Origin of the sequence: Flavobacterium xueshanense (assembly GCF_900112975.1) — a bacterium.
GTDB lineage: Bacteria > Bacteroidota > Bacteroidia > Flavobacteriales > Flavobacteriaceae > Flavobacterium > Flavobacterium xueshanense.
On the sequence record NZ_FONQ01000003.1, the window covers coordinates 163,734 to 183,637 of the forward strand.

At 34.0% G+C, this 19,904-nt stretch carries 14 protein-coding genes; 6 read left to right on the forward strand and 8 right to left on the reverse strand.

Annotation, left to right across the window (positions count from 1 at the left end):
• Positions 1-40: 40 nt before the first annotated feature.
• From BMZ76_RS05280 to rlmB, 3 genes are all read left to right on the forward strand, one after another.
• Positions 41-3,340, forward strand: a complete 3,300-nt coding sequence (locus BMZ76_RS05280; protein WP_091203671.1) for a SusC/RagA family TonB-linked outer membrane protein — start codon at positions 41-43, stop codon at positions 3,338-3,340.
• A 3-nt stretch (positions 3,341-3,343) separates the two neighbouring features.
• Positions 3,344-4,795 carry a SusD/RagB family nutrient-binding outer membrane lipoprotein gene (locus BMZ76_RS05285; RefSeq protein ID WP_167547423.1) on the forward strand — a complete coding sequence of 484 codons (1,452 nt, stop codon included), beginning with the start codon at positions 3,344-3,346 and terminating at the stop codon, positions 4,793-4,795.
• Between the two features lie 79 nt (positions 4,796-4,874).
• The gene (gene rlmB, locus BMZ76_RS05290) at positions 4,875-5,609 is read left to right on the forward strand and encodes a 23S rRNA (guanosine(2251)-2'-O)-methyltransferase RlmB (RefSeq protein ID WP_091203673.1); all 735 of its coding nucleotides are present in this window, start codon (positions 4,875-4,877) and stop codon (positions 5,607-5,609) included.
• A 33-nt stretch (positions 5,610-5,642) separates the two neighbouring features.
• Here the strand turns inward: rlmB and BMZ76_RS05295 are convergent, their stop codons facing one another.
• Positions 5,643-6,434: a rhomboid family intramembrane serine protease gene (locus BMZ76_RS05295; protein WP_091203674.1), complete on the reverse strand. Its 792-nt coding sequence runs from the start codon at positions 6,432-6,434 to the stop codon at positions 5,643-5,645.
• A 254-nt stretch (positions 6,435-6,688) separates the two neighbouring features.
• On the opposite strand from BMZ76_RS05295, the gene BMZ76_RS05300 reads away from it, so the two are divergent.
• Positions 6,689-7,966 (forward strand): replication-associated recombination protein A, encoded by a 1,278-nt coding sequence (locus tag BMZ76_RS05300; protein WP_091203675.1) that lies wholly within the window; start codon positions 6,689-6,691, stop codon positions 7,964-7,966.
• Between the two features lie 75 nt (positions 7,967-8,041).
• Here the strand turns inward: BMZ76_RS05300 and BMZ76_RS05305 are convergent, their stop codons facing one another.
• From BMZ76_RS05305 to BMZ76_RS05330, 7 genes are read right to left on the reverse strand one after another with little or no spacing between them, the layout of a single operon-like run.
• Entirely contained in the window at positions 8,042-8,803 is a 762-nt protein-coding gene (locus tag BMZ76_RS05305) for a hypothetical protein (RefSeq protein ID WP_091203676.1), read from the reverse strand.
• A gap of 2 nt (positions 8,804-8,805) precedes the next feature.
• On the reverse strand, positions 8,806-9,495 hold the full coding sequence (locus BMZ76_RS05310) for a YjjG family noncanonical pyrimidine nucleotidase (RefSeq protein ID WP_091203677.1): 690 nt from the start codon (positions 9,493-9,495) through the stop codon (positions 8,806-8,808).
• Positions 9,496-9,504: 9 nt separating this feature from the next.
• Positions 9,505-10,200: a RadC family protein gene (gene radC, locus BMZ76_RS05315; protein WP_091203678.1), complete on the reverse strand. Its 696-nt coding sequence runs from the start codon at positions 10,198-10,200 to the stop codon at positions 9,505-9,507.
• Between the two features lie 12 nt (positions 10,201-10,212).
• The gene (locus BMZ76_RS16090) at positions 10,213-10,515 is read right to left on the reverse strand and encodes a GNAT family N-acetyltransferase (protein WP_317615054.1); all 303 of its coding nucleotides are present in this window, start codon (positions 10,513-10,515) and stop codon (positions 10,213-10,215) included.
• Between the two features lie 18 nt (positions 10,516-10,533).
• Positions 10,534-10,671 carry a hypothetical protein gene (locus BMZ76_RS16095; RefSeq protein ID WP_244281753.1) on the reverse strand — a complete coding sequence of 46 codons (138 nt, stop codon included), beginning with the start codon at positions 10,669-10,671 and terminating at the stop codon, positions 10,534-10,536.
• A gap of 8 nt (positions 10,672-10,679) precedes the next feature.
• A complete protein-coding gene (locus tag BMZ76_RS05325) occupies positions 10,680-12,035 on the reverse strand; it encodes a UDP-N-acetylmuramate--L-alanine ligase (RefSeq protein WP_091203679.1) in 1,356 nt (451 codons plus the stop codon).
• 49 nt (positions 12,036-12,084) lie between these two features.
• Entirely contained in the window at positions 12,085-12,777 is a 693-nt protein-coding gene (locus BMZ76_RS05330; protein WP_091203680.1) for a tetratricopeptide repeat protein, read from the reverse strand.
• Between the two features lie 131 nt (positions 12,778-12,908).
• Between BMZ76_RS05330 and BMZ76_RS05335 the strand changes: the two genes are divergently transcribed.
• Complete coding sequence (locus BMZ76_RS05335) at positions 12,909-19,394, forward strand: alpha-2-macroglobulin family protein (RefSeq protein ID WP_091203681.1); 6,486 nt, start codon at positions 12,909-12,911, stop codon at positions 19,392-19,394.
• A 267-nt stretch (positions 19,395-19,661) separates the two neighbouring features.
• Positions 19,662-19,901 (forward strand): BON domain-containing protein, encoded by a 240-nt coding sequence (locus tag BMZ76_RS16375; RefSeq protein ID WP_317615051.1) that lies wholly within the window; start codon positions 19,662-19,664, stop codon positions 19,899-19,901.
• Positions 19,902-19,904 lie beyond the last annotated feature (3 nt).

Below are 19,904 nucleotides of genomic sequence, written 5' to 3' on the forward strand. Positions count from 1 at the left end.
TTATTAAGAAGTTTGCGAGACTAATTCAAAATATTAAAAAATGAAACTAAAGTTTAATGGATTCTTAGTGCTATTATTAGTACTTGTGGCGCAAATTACGTTTGCGCAAGAAAGAGCTGTTTCAGGTGTTGTTTCTGATAATGCGGGAATGCCTTTGCCAGGTGTGAGTGTATTAGTGAAAGGAACACAAACTGGAACACAAACTGATTTTGACGGAAAATTTTCTATCAGAGCAACTCCAAGCCAAGTCTTGGTATTTAGCTACATTGGGATGAAAACCCAAGAAATATTAGCTAGTTCATCTAATTTAAATGTAAAATTGAAAGATGATTCAGTTGAACTTGAAGGAGTAGTAGTCACAGCCTTAGGTATCAAGAGAGAGAAAAAATCATTAGGTTATGCTACACAGGAAGTTAAAGCAGAAGACTTAAATTCTGGTGCAGGAAGTGGAAACTTCATCAATGAACTTTCCGGAAAAGTAGCAGGTGTTAATATCAAAAGAAACAACAACTTTGGTGGTTCATCTAGTATCGTATCAAGAGGTGTTAAAAGTTTGACTGGTAGTAATGAAATGCTTATCGTAATAGACGGTATGCCTATCAACAACTCATTAGTCACAGGTAGTACAGGAAACCAAGCTGGAGGAGCAGGTGGTACTTATGATTATGGAAATGCTGCAATGGATATCAATCCTGAAGACATCGAAAGTGTAAATATCTTAAAAGGAGCAGCAGCCTCCGCATTATACGGTTACTTAGGTGGAAATGGTGTTGTAATGATTACAACTAAAAGAGGTAGAGCAAAAAAAGGATTAGGAGTAACGGTTTCTTCTGAATTTGTTGGTAGTACTATAGACAAATCTACTTTTGTTAAATACCAAGATAAATATGGAGCAGGTTACGGTCCATTTTATGAAGATGCTTCTGGATATTTCTTATCGAGAGACATTAACGGCGATGGTATTGAAGATTTAGTGGTACCTACTTCTGAAGATGCTTCTTACGGAGCGGCTTTCGACCCTAATTTAATGGTTTACAACTGGAATGCATTTACTCCTTGGTCTGACAGCTTCGGAAAAGCTACTCCATGGGTAGCTGCTAAAAATGATCCAACTACCTTCTTCCAAACAGGTACTTCATTTAATAATTCTGTTTCGTTAGAAGACGGGAATGATACAACAAATTTTGTATTGAATTACACTAATTCTAAACAAACTGGTATACTTCCAAACAGTGATATGAAAAAAAATAGCGTAAGTGCTAAAATCAATCACCAGTTTTCTGATAAGTTATCTGCTAGTGTTTTTGCCAACTACAACGCTCAAAGCACTGTAGGAAGAAACTCAACAGGATACAATGAAAACATCATGTCTATGTTCCGTCAATGGTGGCAAACAAACGTGGACGTTCAAGAATTGAAACAAGTTTACGAAAGATCTGGTGGACAAAACATTAACTGGAACTATTCTGATCCTTCAGACTTAACACAGATTTATTGGGACAACCCTTATTTCATCAGAAATAAAAATTTCCAATCTGATGAAAGAAACCGTTTTATTGGTTATTCAAAATTAGATTATAAAATTGCAGAATGGTTAACTGCAACAGCAAAAATATCTACTGATTCCTATAGTGAATTGCGTGAAGAAAGAAGAGCATTTGGATCAATCGCAGGTCTTTTTGGAATAAACAGATTAGACGAAACTTCTGGATACCAAAAATACCAAAGATCGTTTTCTGAACAAAATTATGATTTCATCTTAACATTCAAAAAAGATATCTCTGAAAACATAAGCTTTAGTGGTGTTGCTGGAGGTACAGCTGTTAGAACTAGAATCATTTCTACTTTAAACTCAACTCAAGGTGGTCTTATCGTTCCAAACTTGTTTAGTTTATCAAATTCTGTTCAACAAGTTCCTTTCCCTTTAGAATCAGAAGTTAACCAAGGAATTAACAGCTATTATGGATCAGCATCTTTTGGATTCAAAGACTACTTTTTCGTGGATGCGACTGCAAGAAGAGATGCTTTTAGTAGCTTACCAGCTGCAAAAAATGCAATCTGGAGTTACTCTGCTTCTGGAAGTTATGTGTTTACCAACCATATTAACCAACCATGGTTAAGTTTTGGTAAAATTAGAGCTGGTTATTCTGAAAGCCCATTAGGTACTCCAGGATTATCTTTAGTAGACACTTATGTTAAAAATGATCCCTTTGGTTCTAATCAACTATATTCAGTTGCTGGCACTAAAAACAATCCAAACTTAGAAGCAGTAAAAACTAATACTCAAGAAATTGGTTTAGAAATGCAATTTTTAAACAAAAGACTTGGATTTGAAGTAAGTGCTTACAAAAACGTAAATAACGGTGAAGCTTTCCAAGTTCCTTTTTCTACTGCTACTGGTAACAGTGCTAGATATATTAATGCAGCAACTGTAGAAAACAGAGGTATCGAGGTCCAATTTAACGTTACACCTATCAAAACAAAAGATTTCGCTTGGGATGTTTTTGTAAACTGGTCTAAAAACAAAAATGAAGTTACTAAGCTAGCTGCGGGAATTGAAAACTTAAGATTAAACTCTTTCCAAGGTGGTGTAACTCTAAATGCTTCAATAGGACAACCTTATGGTGTACTAAAAGGAACTGACTATACTTATTACGATCCTAGTTTTGTACCTAGTTTCCCAGGTGAGGTTAATAAAAACGGACCAAAAGTAGTTGGAGCAAACGGAAGATATGTTGTTAATGCATCTGCAAATAATGTTATCGGTGATGTTAATCCAGATTGGCTAGGTGGTATTCGCAACAAATTTACTTACAAAAACTTATCTTTTGGATTCTTAATTGACATGAAGAAAGGTGGCGATATTTTCTCTCTTGACCAATCTTACGGTTTAGCTACAGGTTTATATGATGTTACTGCTGGTCTTAATGAGTTAGGCAACCCAATTAGAAACACTATCGCTAATGGTGGTGGTGTTATATTACCAGGTGTAAAAGCGGATGGTTCAGTAAATACTACAAGAACTCCTGCTCCTAATCAATATGGAAACGTATCAGGATATAGAAGAGCACCAAATAAAGCTTTCGTATATGATGCTTCATTCATTAAATTAAGAGAAGTAAATATCACTTATTCTTTACCAACTACTCTAGTTTCAAAAATGAATCTTCAAGAAATGAAATTTAGTATAGTAGGTTCAAATTTATGGATAATAGACAAAAACCTTCCATATGCTGATCCAGAAAGTGGATTAAGCGCAAGTGCTTCATCTGCAGGATATTCAGTAGGTTCTTTACCAACAACAAGAAATGTTGGTGTTAACGTAACATTTAAATTTTAAATTATGAAAAAAATAGTTTTATTAATCTCATTTTTAGCGCTGAGCGTATCATGTACTGATGATATTACCGGACTAAATACAGATACGAAAAATCCAACCTCTGCTAAACCCGAGTTTTTATTTACAAATGCTCAAAAAGCTTTAGTAGACCAGATGGTAAACTCTTCTGTAAACAGAAATGTTTTCAGAATGTTAGTACAACAATGGACGGAAACTACGTATCCAGATGAAAGTCAATACAATTTGACTACAAGACCTATTCCTGATACTCACTTTAACATCCTTTACAGAGATGTTCTTAGAGATTTTAAAGAGTCAAACGTATTATTAAACAAAGTTATCACTGCTGGAGCAAGTGAGGCTGCAGTTCTCGCTAACAAAAAAGCAATCATTGAAATTATGAACGCTTATACTTTTAGTGTTTTAGTAGATACTTTTGGAAATGTTCCTTATTCTGAAGCTTTAGATATTGAAGGTCACCCATTGCCAAAATACGATGATGCTCAAACAATATATAAAGACCTTATTGCAAGATTAGCTACAGCTCAAGCCGCAATAAACACTTCAGAAAGTAGCTTTGGATCTGCTGACTTAATTTATGGTGGTAATGCTGCAAAATGGAAAAAATTCGCAAATACTCTTAGATTAAGACTTGCTATAAACATGTCTGACGTAGATGCTAGTTACGCTTCTTCTCAAGCTACAGCTGCTATTAACGCAGGAGTTATGACAAGTAATAGTGATGATGCTAATTTGAATTATTTAGGTGCACAGCCTAATGCAAACCCATTGTTTGTAGATTTAGTAGCAAGTGGAAGAAAAGATTTTGTTATTGCTAACACATTTGTTGACAAATTAAACGCATTATCTGACCCTAGAAGAGCTAAATATTTTACGTTCGCTCCTAATACAACTAAATATATAGGTGGAATATATGGTTCTTCTAATAGTTACACTAATTTTTCTACTGTGAACAACACGCTTTTAGCTCCAACCTTCCCCGGAACTATACTTTCATACAGTGAACAAGAATTTTTGTTAGCTGAAGCTGCAGCAAGAGGCGTAGCTGCCGCTGGAGTAGCTGTTGCACATTACAACAATGGTATAACTGCTTCTATGAATAGCTGGGGTGTTGCCACAGCTGATGCAACAGCATATTTACTTGCAAATCCTTATATAGGAACTTCAACTGCAGCGTGGAAAAAAAGCATTGGAGAACAAGCTTGGATTGCATTGTATAATAGAGGTTTTGAAGCATGGGATTCTTGGAGAAGATTAGATTTTCCTGTGTTGTTAGCTCCTGCAACAACTTTTAACGATATAACATCTGTTCCGACAAGATTTAATTATCCTGCAAGTGAAGCTACCGTTAATGCTACAAATGTAGCTGCTGCTGCTGCAACTGTTACAGGTGGAGATAAATTGACATCTAAAATTTTCTGGGATAAATTTTAATTATCTCTTAATTTACATTAAAACCATCAGCCTAAGCTGATGGTTTTTTTTTTACACACATTTTACTTAGCTTTGCATCATGGAAAAAGAACATCAAATATTTGGGATTAGAGCAATAATTGAAGCAATACAAGCAGGCGCAACGGTAGACAAAGTTTATATTCAAAAGGAAGCAAGCAGCGAACTAATGAAAGACTTAATGAAAGTGATGAAGCGCGGAAACATCAACTTTTCCTATGTTCCTGTAGAAAAATTAAACAGACTTACGCCTAACAACCATCAAGGTGCAGTAGCTACTATCTCTCCTATTTCTTTTTTTGATTTGGAATCTTTGATCGAATCAGTACATGAAAACGGAAAAAAACCTTTGTTTTTGATTTTGGATCAAATATCAGATGCCCGTAATTTTGGTGCTATCATAAGAACGGCTGAGTGTACAGGAGTAAATGGAATCATCGTTCAAAAAGCGGGTTCAGCCCCTGTGAATGGTGATACGGTAAAAACATCTGCGGGAGCAGTTTTTAATATTCCAATTTGTAAAGTAGAACACATCAAAGACGCTATCTTCTTATTGCAGGCTAGTGGTATAAAAACCGTTGCGGCCACTGAGAAAACGGATCAGAATATTTATGACATTTCTTTGAATGAACCTGTTGCTATCATCATGGGCTCAGAGGATCGTGGTGTGAACCCATCGGTTCTAAAAATTGTTGACGAAAAGGCTAAACTTCCAATGTTTGGAACCATTGGATCATTAAACGTTTCGGTAGCTTGTGGAGCTTTCTTGTACGAAGCAGTAAGACAACGATCTTAAAAATTTTATTATAACAATTTCTTCTAAAATGAATTATGACTTCGGTTTTAATTCATTTTTTTCATTTCTAACAACTTCATAATTTACCTGAAAAATGGAAGTATAATACGTTGACAATTCCTGTTGTTGTTCTTCAACCTCCTCAACTTTTGGTAAATTAACAAAGTTTCCACTGGCATCAAAACGTTGCATAAATTTATCTTCTGAAGAATCGAATTCTGCATGTTCCCAATCATATTTAATGATTTTTTTATACTCAGGAGTTTTATAAATCAACGAAAGAAGGAATCCTGTCAATAACCCTCCCAAATGTCCTTCCCAAGAAATAGAATTTTCACCTCGCACAGTTGGTGTTGGAAAAATATACCAAACCAATCCGCCATACACAACAATAACGGCAAGTGACAATGCGGTAAGACGATTATACTTAGTTTGGATTCCCTTAAAAAAAACAAAACTAAAAAGCACATATATTAATCCGCTTGCACCAATATGATAATTATCTCTACCGATAATCCAAGTAATAAAGCCTGACAGAATAATTCCGTAAACAATAACTTGCAGCGACTGTTTTGCATAAAAAAATTGTAAGGCTGCTAAAAGAATCAATAACGGAAAAGTGTTGTTGTTCAAATGTTTCATGTCCGCATGAATGAACGGACTAAAAATAATCCCTTGTAAACCTGAAAATGTTCGAGGGTAAATACCGTTTTGAACAAAGTCAAAATCAAATCGGATTTCGAGCCAAAAGACAAACCACAATACTACCACAAAAAAAAGAGGCAGTCCAATCACTAAATTCGTCAATTTAAAATGTTTGTCCATGAGTAACGAGCAATTTTATACTTTACCTCTATTTCAAATACTTGTCCAAAAATAATTTAATGCTATTTTGTCATATTTAAACTGAAAAGGTATTTTTAAACAACAGCCTAGCCCAGATAGAAACGGCATCCTTTTATATTTTGTTATTTCAACAAGAAATAAAAGATATAGTGTAGAGCTGGAAATAGCTCCTAAAAAAATAAACTTTCACAAACGCAAACTGTTTCAAATTAAAAAAACAGTAATTTTACATTATGGAAGCACCACTTGCGGAACGAATACGACCACAAAAATTAGAAGACTACATCAGTCAATCCCATTTGGTTGGACCAAGTGGCTCATTGACACAACAAATTGCAAAAGGAATTATCCCTTCCTTAATTTTTTGGGGACCACCGGGAACTGGAAAAACTACTTTAGCACAAATTATTGCACAGGAATCAAAACGACCATTTTATATTTTGAGTGCTATCAATTCGGGTGTTAAAGACATTCGCGAAGTGATTGAAAAAGCGAAGCAAAGCGGTGGTTTATTTACTTCTAGAAATCCTATTTTATTCATTGATGAAATTCATCGTTTCAGTAAATCGCAACAAGATTCCCTGTTAGCTGCGGTAGAAAAAGGGTGGATTACCCTTATCGGCGCCACTACAGAAAACCCGAGTTTTGAAGTAATTCCTGCATTACTATCCCGCTGTCAAGTATATGTTTTGAATGCATTCACCAAACTGGATTTAGAGTCTCTACTAGAACGTGCGATGAAAACAGATACTTATTTATCTACAAAAAATATTATTTTAAGTGAAACCGAAGCCTTATTGAGACTTTCCGGCGGTGATGGACGTAAACTATTAAATATTTTTGAACTTGTTGTAAATGCGTCAAATGAAGACGAAATTAATATCACAAATGATCTGGTTTTCTCTTTGGTACAACAAAATACGGTTTTATATGACAAAACCGGCGAACAACATTATGACATTGTTTCTGCTTTTATAAAATCCATTCGAGGAAGTGATCCTAATGGAGCAGTTTACTGGCTCGCGAGAATGATTGAAGGTGGTGAAGATGTCAAGTTTATAGCGCGAAGAATGCTAATTCTAAGTAGTGAGGACATAGGAAATGCTAATCCAACTGCTTTTATTATGGCTAATAATACTTTTCAGGCTGTGGCTACAATCGGATATCCGGAAAGTAGAATTATTTTGAGTCAATGTGCCGTTTACCTTGCAACTTCTCCTAAAAGTAACGCTTCGTACCTGGCAATTGGAACTGCGCAACAACTTGTAAAACAAACTGGAGATTTACCGGTACCTATTCACCTGCGAAACGCACCTACAAAATTGATGAAAGAATTGGGTTATGGTGAAGAATATAAATACGCACATGATTACACCAATAATTTCGCAGAACAAGAATTCCTGCCAGAAGGCTTATCCAATAATCCCATTTATATTCCTGGAAATAACTCAAGAGAAAACATTACACGAGAGTTCTTAAAAAACCGATGGAAAAACAAATACGGTTATTAAAATCAAACCATAAAAAAAAAGCATTTATTGCTAAATACATTCTTTTGTTTATATTAGTAAGTACAAAGTTTTACTCTAAAACTTAACCGCTACTGTTTCAGACCAGAGCTGGTCGTTTTGATAATATTCGAAAACCCATTCATTATTTTTTAGTATTAAAACTCCCTGAATATCCCCTTTTACAGCAATATAACAGCCCTTATTTGATGTGCTAAAAACTTTCATAATCACTTTTGGCGTACTATCAATTAACTGATATCCATTAGCGGTGGGCTGTGCGTAAAGCAAAGTAGCGTCTGTTTTGCTTATAATCTTTGGTGTATTCAAAACTGGTTTTTCAATTTTAGCTACAGGATTAGAAACAGGCTTACTTACTTCTAGTTCACTACCAGATTCAGTTTTTGTAATCGATTGACCACTATACTTGTACTGCAAATTGTAAACGGACTGAAATGCTTCATTCAACGCTTCGGTATAGGCAACTTGATATTCTTTTTCTTTACTTTTCCCAGCGGCGGACTGAAAAATAATTTTGTTGTTACAATCCCTCATAGTTATAGTAAGTTTAGTTGTCAAAAAACTATTCTCTTTTACAACATCAACATATAGCAAACCACATCTGTCATTAAATTCGACCGGAATACTTTCATTACTATAAAACGAATTAAAACCGGCTTTATTCAAATTAAATTTAGTTAATGTATTTAAACGATATTGATTTTCTCCTTTTAGAAAATCATATTTAACTGGAACAATAAAAGCTTTATAATCGTTTACAGATTGAGAATAAGTATAACTAACAACGAACAATACTATTAATAAAAATTGCTTTTTCATAATTATAAATATTTTTTAAGTTCTAATAAATGATTAATTTGTTTGATATGATCTTCAACAGTCATATACCCTTCATTGAAATAAATAGCGTCTAAACCAGCATCTAACGCTCCTTGAACATCTGCATCTAAGCTGTCGCCGATCATAATACTATGTTTTTTTTGGGCTTTAGCCAAATCTATAGCGTAATCGAAAATTATAGGATTTGGTTTTTTTACTCCTGCCATTTCAGAATTAGTAATGGTCTGAAAATAAGAACCAATTTTTGAATTATTTAATTTTTTAAATTGAACATCGGCAAAACCATTGGTTATAATATGCAAATTATATTTTGGTTTCAGATAGTCCAAAAGTTCCATTGTTCCGTCAAAAAGATGATTATTCTCCGGTAAAAACCGAATATAATCATTTGCTATTGCATCAATTTCTTCATCGGAAATCGAATAATTTATAGCATCAAAAGAATGTTTGAGTCGATTGTAACGCAATTCTTGATGGGTAATTTTATCATATTGATACAACTTCCAACATTCTTGGTTTATCGGTACATACTTTTCAATAAATTCTTTTGTTTCTATTGTAGGATGATTTCTATTGAAAATAGTTTGGAATGTCAACTCTGAATTTTTATCAAAGTCCCAAAGCGTATGATCTAGATCAAAAAAAACGTCTTTAATATGTGTTTGTTTCATTTTATATTTTTAAAATATTCCTTCGTCTGCAAAACTGTAATAACTAGTTTCAGTTACAATGAGATGATCCAATACTTTTATTTCTAAATTATCGCCTGCCAATTTTAATTTTCTTGTAATCTGTTTGTCAGCATCACTGGGAATCAATGTTCCCGAAGGGTGATTGTGACACAAGATTAAAGCTGTAGCTCCTATTTCGAGCGCCGTTTTAAAAACAATGCGAACATCAACCAATGTCCCTGTGATTCCGCCCTTACTCAACTGAGATTTCGAAATGATCTTATTTGAATTATTCATGTAGATAATCCAAAATTCTTCATGCGGCAATTCGCCAATAATAGGCTGCATAATTTCAAATATGATTTTACTCGAAGTGATTTTCTTCAATTCCACTGCATCCTCCCCTCTTCGGCGTCTTCCTAATTCTAAAGCTGCAATGATAGAAATTGCTTTCGCCTCCCCTATTCCTCTGAATTGCATGAGCTGCGACAAAGATAATTTGCCTAAGGCATTCAAATTATTATCTACACTTGCCAAAATCCGTTTGCTTAAATCAACCGCAGACTCGTTTCTGCTTCCTGAACCAATCAAAATGGCAATCAATTCTGCATCACTCAAAACACTTTTGCCTTTGAGCATCAGTTTTTCTCGCGGCTTATCATCTTCGGACCAATTGGTAATAGGAAAAAAGGAATTTTCAGCCATTCATCTTGTTGTTTAAATTTGTTTCTCCATGCAAATACTATTGTCTAAACCCACGTAAGGCTCGTAATTATCAACTATTGTATATCCCGTTTTTTGATACAAAGCAATAGCTTCCTTTTGTTTTAATAAAGTTTCCAAAACAGAAAATAAATATCCTAAGTCATGTGCCCAAAGCTCTAATTCACGTAAAATATTTTGCGCTAGACCCATTCTTCTGGCTTCAGGCGAAACAAACATTCGTTTTATTTCTATTGTATTTTTATTGTATTTTTTAAAACAACCACAAGCCACCGCTTTGTTATCCAAATAAATAATAACGACATTTGGATTTAATTACAAAATATTATTTCCCCAATAATCTGCTTTCAATTCCGGATAACGTTCCCACAAACTTTTATCTAATGCTGATATGAGATTTATGAAATCCGGATTTTCACTTGTAGTTTTACAAATTATAATAGCATCACTCATATCACTACTTACTTTATCACTTCCTTTACTTCATCAAAGTTTAATCCCCCATAATTACCGGAACTCATCAACAGCAAAGCAGTATTTTCAAGATTCAAGTTGAATAAATAGTCTTTGAAATCTTTCGGATTGGTATAAATAATTAAATCTTTTCTATTGAAAGCATTTGCAATTTGGTCGTATGTAACTTCTTCAAGCTGTTTAATTTTTACCGCATCCGGCGAATAAAAAACTACTGCTTTATCAGCATATTCCAATGCACCTTCGTATTCTTTCAGGAATTCCGCATTTAAACTGCTGTACGTATGCAATTCTAAACAAGCCACTAAAGTCCGGTTTGGATATTGCTCTTTTACCGCTTTTGTAGTTGCAGCCACTTTGCTTGGTGAATGTGCAAAATCTTTATAGGCTACTTTCGTTTTGCTTTCGGCTATTTTTTCCAACCGTTTTGAAGCGCCTTTAAAACTGGCAATCGCTTCATAAAAATCAGCTTCATCAACGCCCATATTTTGGCAAATCCATTTGGCTCCAGCCAAATTATTAAGATTATGCGCTCCAAAAACCTCAATAGGCATATCGCCTTCTGGAGTTTCTAGAAGTGTCACACCATCGCTAACGCTATATTTTGGAGTATGATACGCTAATTTTCGAATTGGGTTTGTTGCAGCTTCGGAAACTCGTTTTACTTCTGTATCATCTTCATTATAAACGAGAATCCCGCCATTAGTAATTTTACCAATGAAAATTTCAAACTGTTCTACATAATTTTCATACGTTGGAAAAACATTAATATGATCCCACGCAATCCCAGAAATTAAAGCAATGTTAGGCTGATACAAATGAAATTTAGGTCTGCGATCAATTGGCGAAGACAAATATTCATCTCCTTCTAAAACGATAAAATCATTTTCCTCCGTAAGATGCACCATCGTATCGAAACCTTCCAGTTGCGCGCCAACCATATAATCCACTGCAATGTTATGGTAATGCATAACATGCAAAATCATCGAAGTTATAGTTGTTTTTCCATGAGAACCACCTATAACAACTCGTGTTTTATTTTTGGATTGTTCGTAAAGGAATTCCGGGTACGAATATATTTTCAGTCCTAATTCTTGCGCTTTTAATAATTCAGGATTATCTTCTTTGGCATGCATTCCAAGAATTACAGCTTCGATATCTTTAGTTATTTTTTCAGGAAACCAACCTAATACTGGTGGTAAAATACCCTTTTTGTCTAATCTTGATTTTGATGGTTCAAAAATCGCATCGTCACTTCCGGTAACTTGATATCCTTTGTTGTGTAATGCTAAAGCCAGATTGTGCATAGCGCTTCCTCCGATAGCTATAAAATGTGTATGCATTTTAATATTGGTTTATGGTTGTTGAGTTCAAGATGAATTAAGATCAGTCCTAATTTTTTTTATTGTAGGTTTCTAATATTGCTTTTGCTTTTTCAGAATCTCGCATTTTGTTCTTGTACAAGTTAGCTAACTTTTCATAACTTGTTTTTGAATCTCCTACAAGAATTGCTTTTTTATATTGTTGCTCTGCAACATTGTATCTTTTAAAATATTCCTCAATATGGCCTCTTGACAAATATCCGTCAACGGGTGATAATTGCAATAATTCGTTGGAATATTTTATAGCTTTAGATTCGCTTCCGCCAACTATTCCCGGTAATTGAATATATAACTCTATCAGTGCCCAACGCGATTCAATGTGTTTTGGATTCAGATTGATGGCTTTTTCAAAGGAAGCTTTCACTTCATCAATCATTCCAAGCGCCTTAAACTTGTTTGAATCTTTGGCTTTCATGCCTAAAACTCCTCCATATTTAAAATGATAATCGGCCTCGGAAGGTTTCAGCTGCTTGAGTTTTTTGTAATACCCAATAGCTTTATCCCAAGATTTACGATGTCCGGCAATATCTCCCAGATATTCAATAGTCTTCAAATCTGATGGATTGGTCTTTAAAATAGATTCAAAAACTAACTGCGCCTGATCAAATTTTTGTGCTTTGAATAGCTTTTCTGCTTTATCGAAATCAGATTGAGACCACATCATAACCGGTAGGAATACAAATAAATAAATAATATGTTTCATTCTTCAAAAATAGGGAAATATGATACGTTAGATTTGATTTTAAGTAAAAATTAGTAATTTAGTAGGAAATATTTTCTGATATTAAATTAAGCACATTAGAGAATATTTCTTCACTATTTTAAACGCTAATTATGAAAAATATTTTTTTACTATTCCTTTTCATCTCTACTTCAATTTTTGGACAAGATTATGACAAAAACTGGCTTAAGGTAATTGAATATGAAAATGATGTAAAAATTAAATCTGCCAATGAAATAGTTTCAAAAATACAGCAAAAAGCTTCTCGAGATAAAAACGAGGTGCAAATCATCAAATGCTTTTTTTATGAATCAAAATATTTGCAAGTCTTGGATGAAAACGCGCAAACCAAAATTATAAACAATTTAAAAACTGAAATCAATAAAGCTTCAGTTCCAACGAAAGCGATTTTGAATTTAGTTTATGCGAAATGCTTGATTGATTATCAAAAGCATAACTCCTATTTGCTGTACAACAGAACAAATACAATAAGTTTTGATAATCAATTTTTAACATGGACTTCAAAAGACTTTTTGGAACAGATTAATCGTGCTTTAGAAAAAACACTACTGGACGAAGCGATATTAAAACAAACTTCCTTGAGTAATTACCTTCTTATTTTTGATTATAGTGATGAAGAAAAAACAAAAAAAGACAATCTGTTTAACTATTTATTAAAAGAAAACATTGCGTTACTTACTCCGCAAATTCAGCAATGGGAAATTCAAAAAAAGGAATTTTTACCCTATGAAAAAGAACTTTTAGGAAATTCAGCATCCTTTTTAAAACTAAATTTTGCTTTTGTAAAAAATGAAAAACTAAAAAAAGTGCTTGAATTGTATCAGAAACAAGAAAAAGACGCTCCCGTTTTAGAAAACCAATTTGACAGAATTCAATTTTGCAACAGCTATATATTAGAATCTGTTGATACATTTATGAAGTCCTTGAATGCGATTCAAAAAGAATCTAAGGACCTAATTTTGACTCAAAATATTCAGTTAGAAAAAGCAATTATTCTGAACAGATATGCCTCAAAAGAAATTCATCCAGATTATAACATCCAAGCCGTTGCAACTCTCGACAGTATTATCAACATCAACAATCGTATTAATGCACACAAACTGGCCCTACAAAAGAAACAAAATATTAGTTCTAAATCACTGAATATTCAACTTCAAAAATTCATTTATAGTGATGAAATCACAAGAGCTTTTGTTCAGTACAAAAACACAAACCGCATTTCGATTTCTTTCTTTAAAATCGATCAAAACAACATAAAAGACTTCCGAAACTCCCCTTATAACAAAGACAGTTTAGTATCTGCAATAATTAAAAACAAAATAGCAATTGCAACTAAATACTATGAAGTTGAAGAAAAAAATAATTATTTCGAATACAGCACTGAAGTACTTTTACCGCCATTAAAAACAGGCAGTTATTTGGTGTATTTTGAAAGTGACGCAGTTATCAAGAACTCAAAAGCATTTGCTTATGAAACTATCACTGTTTCAAATATTACAGTTCTAACTTCGGAAAACGATAAAAAAGAAAATTATCAGGTGTTAGACAGAAAAACTGGAAAACCTATAGAAAATGTTTCTATAACACTATTAAATCAAACTATTTTAACCGACAAAAATGGCAAAGCAACGTATCTCAAAGAAAATAACAACCGTAACTATAACCTAATTGAATTTACAACTGAAAACGATTCTCTGTTGTTGAACAATCGTTACTCGAATTACTATAATGATTACGCGACGATAGAAAACCAGAAAGCAAAAGGAAAAGTCGAATTTTATTTGGACCGCGCCATTTACCGTCCGGGACAAACGGTTTACTACAAAGGAATTGCTTTTAGGAAAGGACAAGACAAAACGAGTGTTGTTGCAAAAACATCTTTCAAAATTACAATTCAAGACCCAAATGGTACTGTTTTCAAAGAATTTGATGTGGTCACCAATGAATACGGCTCCTTTTTCGGAGAATTTTTATTACCTAAAAGTGGACTGACAGGAAATTTCAGAATGACAGCTGATGAACCCGACAATAATAAAAATTTTATTTTTGTTAAAACAAATGACCAACATCAGTTTTGGGACGATATAGAATTTAATGATTCTGAAATATCTTTCAGAGTTGAAGAATATAAACGCCCAAAATTTGAAGTGACTTTCGAGCCTTTTAAAAATGCCTATCAAGTCAATCAAAAAGTAAGCGTAAATGGATTGGCCAAAGCTTTTTCCGGAAGCAACATTTCGGATGCAAAAGTAGCCTATAAGGTCACACTCATTCCTTACACCTTAAATAATGGTTATTATTACCACCAAAACGGTAAATCAGAAATTATTTTAGTTGGAGAAACTAAAACAGATGCTACGGGAAAATTTGAAATAAATTTCATTGCCAAACCTTTTGAAAATGCTTCCAAAGAACAGTTACCCATTTTTGAATACTATATCACAGCATCCGTTACTGATAGTAATGGCGAAACGCACCAAGCCCAAACAAATGTTAGGATTGGCTACCATTCTTTGACACTCACTGCAACTATCCCAAAACGAATTGAAACCAAAAATAAAAATGAAATTGAACTAAACAGCACCAATCTCAATGGAGAATTTTTAGCTGTTAAAGTCGAAATTAAACTCTATTATGTGAGTCCCTTTTCGAATAAATTTAAATCTAGAGTTTTTCCGAAACCAGAAATTGAAACTATTTCAAAAGAAGATTTTCAGCGCTCCTTTCCATACGAAGACAATAAAAAGCCAAATGACCTAAAACTCACTGAAATTCTGGTCTTTTCTAAAAAAATTGATACTGAAAAAGATAAAAAAATAGCATTAGATTTTATTTCCAAGTACAAATCCGGGAATTATAAAGTGGTTTTTTCGGCCAAAGACGCTTTTGAAAATCCAATAGAAACCATTTCTAATTTCCAATTGATACAAAGCAAAGACAAAATCGATTCAAGTAAATTATTTGTCGCTGAACAAATTAATACTGATGCTAAAAAAGATGGTTTTGTTTTAGTAAAATTAAAGTCGGTTATTCCGGAACTGTATATTAACACCACCGGAAATTACCAAAGTTCCCTTTATTTTGAAAATACTTTCCACTTGCAAAATAACGAAACTATTGTCAAAATCCCACTAAAAAAAGAATTTGAAAAAAGTATGAAGATCGGTTTTGAAAGTATATTTGAAAATCAAACTTTCTACGACCAAATAGAAGTAATCCTCAAGGAAGAAGAATCCAAATTAAAATTCACAGTTGAAAGTTTCAGAAACAAAATACAACCCGGAAGCAGTGAAAATTGGTCGTTTCAATTAAAAACATTTAATACTTCAAAAGAAGCTGAAGTTTTGGCCTCAATGTATGACAGCTCTTTAGATCAGTTTGCCAAAAGAGATTGGAATGGATTGAAATTCAATGACTATAACTACAACTCTGCTAACTTTAAAACGGGTTTAGGATTTGATAAGACATCGAGTTACATTCGGAATCTAAATCCAATTTTTAATCGAATCGAACTTATTGATGAAACTACCAAACTAATGTGGTTTGGATTCAACTTCAACGATTCTTTCACAAAACAGCAACTAAAAGAATATCAAAAACAGCTAAATACTAAAAGTAAAAAACCGCTAAATGCAAAAATGATTTCAGGGATTGTCACTGACGGGAAATACCCTTTACCCGGCGCGCGAGTTACTATAGAAGGAATTGAACGTGGTACTCAAACTGATTTTGATGGGTATTATCAAATAGAAGCCGCTGTAGGAGAAGAATTAACGTTCTCCTACATTGGGTTTGAAACTAAAAAGATCGCAATTGTTTCCAACAGAATTGATGTTCAGTTAGAGGAATCTGACAATAATCTAGAAGAAGTAGTGGTGGTGGGTTATAGCAGTGTAAAAAAGAAATCTTTAACTGCAGCTACACCGGAAGTTGTAGAAGAAGCGGACAATCAAATTTACAACACTGCAGGAATAGATATGAAATTAGAAGGAAAAGCCAGTGGAATAACAATTAGAGGAAACTCAAGTATTTCAGGTAATTACAAAAACGCCTTGTATATCGTTGATGGCGAACCAATAACTGAAGAACAATTCAAATTAATTTCTCCATCAGATATCATTTCTGTTGATATTTTAAAAGCCGAAAAAGCCACCGCATTATACGGAAGCAAAGGAGCTAACGGCGTCATTATCATCACAACCAAAAAAGCATTAGAAGCCTTGACTCAAGTTAAAGCCAGAAAAAATCTCTCGGAAACTGCTTTCTTTTATCCGAATCTAAAAACAGATGCCAAGGGGAAAGTAAGTTTCAATTTTACTTCGCCTGAAGCTTTGACCGCTTGGAAACTCCGATTATTGGCACACAACAAAGAAGCTGGTTCTGGTTATTTAGAAAAAAGTGTCATTACTCAAAAAGAGTTAATGGTGACGCCAAATTTTCCTCGTTTTTTCCGAGAAAAAGATTCGATAGTCATCACGGCAAAAGTGGCAAACATTACAAGTACAGCCAAAACAGGAATCGCTGTCTTGCAACTTTTTGATGCGACCACAATGCAATCAATCGATGCTAAAATGAGAAATGCGAATACAGTAAGAAATTTCAAAATCGCTCCTTTTGGAAATACAACCGTGAGTTGGAAAATTTATATCCCAGAGGGATTGCAAGGCGTTCAGTATAAAGTTTTGGCCAAAGCAGGAAACTTTTCGGATGGCGAAGAGAACATACTTCCGGTTTTAACTAATAATATGTTGGTTACCGAAAGTATCCCGATTTGGGTACGAGAAAATTCGAAGAAAGAATACACTTTCGAGAATCTAAAAAATAACACTTCTTCTACTTTACGAAACCATCAGATTACATTAGAATACACTTCAAATCCCTCTTGGATTGCCATTCAATCGCTACCCTATTTGATGGAATTCGAACACGAATGTGCGGAACAAACCTTTGCCCGATTTTATGCGAATGCTTTGGCTTCGGAAATCATTTCGAGTAATCCGAAAATTGCAAATCTATTCGAAACTTGGAGAAAAAACGGAAAATTGAATTCGGAACTGGAAGAAAACGAGGAATTAAAATCAATAATCCTTGCCGAAACGCCTTGGCTGAATGATGCGAAAAGTGAAGACGAAAAGAAAAAAAACGTAGCGTTGCTTTTTGATTTAGAAAAAATGAAAATTTCACAAGAAGCTACTTTCAAGAAGTTAAAACAAAAGCAAAATGATTCGGGAGGATTTGCTTGGTTTGAAGGAAGCACCGAAAACGAATACATAACCCGACACATTTTGGCTGGTTTGGGACATCTCTCAAAATTAAGCACTACCGAAAATAATGCAGTTAAAATTAAACAAATTACTGCAACAGGAATTCCGTTTTTGGATCAAAAGTTTTTAGAAAATCACAAAACCACAACGGAAAAATTAAACGCAACCGAGAAATTCATTTGGTCAAATCCGTATACTGACTTGCATTATTTATACACCCGAAGTTTCTATTTGAAAACTTATCCGCTTTCGGACACGTTAAAAAAAGTAACTAAACTGTACCTTGAAACTGCCAAAAAAGAGTGGTTGACTTATTCTTTATACGAAAAAGGATTGGCGGCCTTGACCTTAAATCGTTTTGGCGAAAAAGAAACTGCCAAAAAAATTCTGGTAAACCTAAAAGAAACCGCTTCAAACAATAAAGATTGGGGAATGTATTGGATTGCCAACAAATCTGGCTGGTATTGGTATCAAGCGCCTATCGAAACTCAGGCTTTGCTGATTGAGGCTTTCGCCGAAATTACAAATGATAATGAATCCGTAAATGCCATGAAAGTTTGGTTACTCAAAAACAAACAAACTAAAAACTGGCCCACGACAAAATCGACCACCGAAGCAATTTATGCTTTATTGATGCAAGGAACAGATTGGTTGAGTGTGAAAGACAATACGATTATCAAAATTGGAAACGAGAAAATCCTAACCAGAAAACTATCCGAAAACGAAAAAGAAGCCGAAACAGGTTATGTAAAACTTAACTGGAAGGCAGATGAAATCAAAAAAGATATGGCAACTATTTCCATCGATAACAAATCGAAAGTTCCTGGTTTCGGTGGTGTTTATTGGCAATTCTTTGAAGATTTGGATAAAATAAAAACCAATTCTACCGCTGCACTATCGGTTACTAAAGAATTGTATGTTAAGAAAAATACCGACAAAGGCGAAATACTGCAACGAATAACTTCGAATAATTCGCTTCAACTTGGTGATTTAGTTACCGTTCGATTAGTGATTTCTGCCAAGGAAGATATGGAATTTGTGCATTTAAAAGACATGCGTGCTTCTTGTTTTGAACCTGTAGATGTACTTTCAGCATACCAATATAAAGGCGGATTGGGTTTCTATAAAAGTACAAAAGATGCCGCAACTCATTTCTTTTTTGACCAAATAAACAAAGGTACTTATGTTTTAGAATATGATCTTCGTGTAAATAATAGTGGTGATTTCTCAAACGGAATTACAACTATTCAAAGTATGTATGCTCCTGAATTTACCAGTCATACCGAAGGAATTCGGTTTATGGTAAAACAGTAACGATATTTAATTAAAAAAAGTTCGTCATGTTTTTCCCGGGAGAGCAATTCTACTCTCTATAATTCCTCAATTAATTTAAGCTTTCAATTGATAAAACATTGTACAAAATTACCGTCATAAAAATAGAAAAAAGAAAAGATCTTCATTGTCTTAGTATTTATTAATTAAAATGTTTTAGCTGTAGGACTATTATCATTCATCAAGACGGCAGGAGCCAAATTATTCGGAAAAGAAGAAGAGGAAGCTCCAGTTGTAGAGAAAGAAGCTGTGAAAGCAAGTGCGCTTTCGGTTCATGTACAGTCTTTAAATTTACCTTTCAAAACTTTAACTGTGGTTTTACAAAATGAAAAAGTTACTTTGAAAGGAGAAGTTGACAATCAGTCTGATGCTGAAAAAATCGCTTTGGCAGTTGTTAATGTCGAGGGAGTTTCGCCAGTGGACAACCAAATAGAAGTAGTTGTAAAGCAATCAGAATCAAAATACCTTACTGTAGTTGAGGGAGATTAGTTA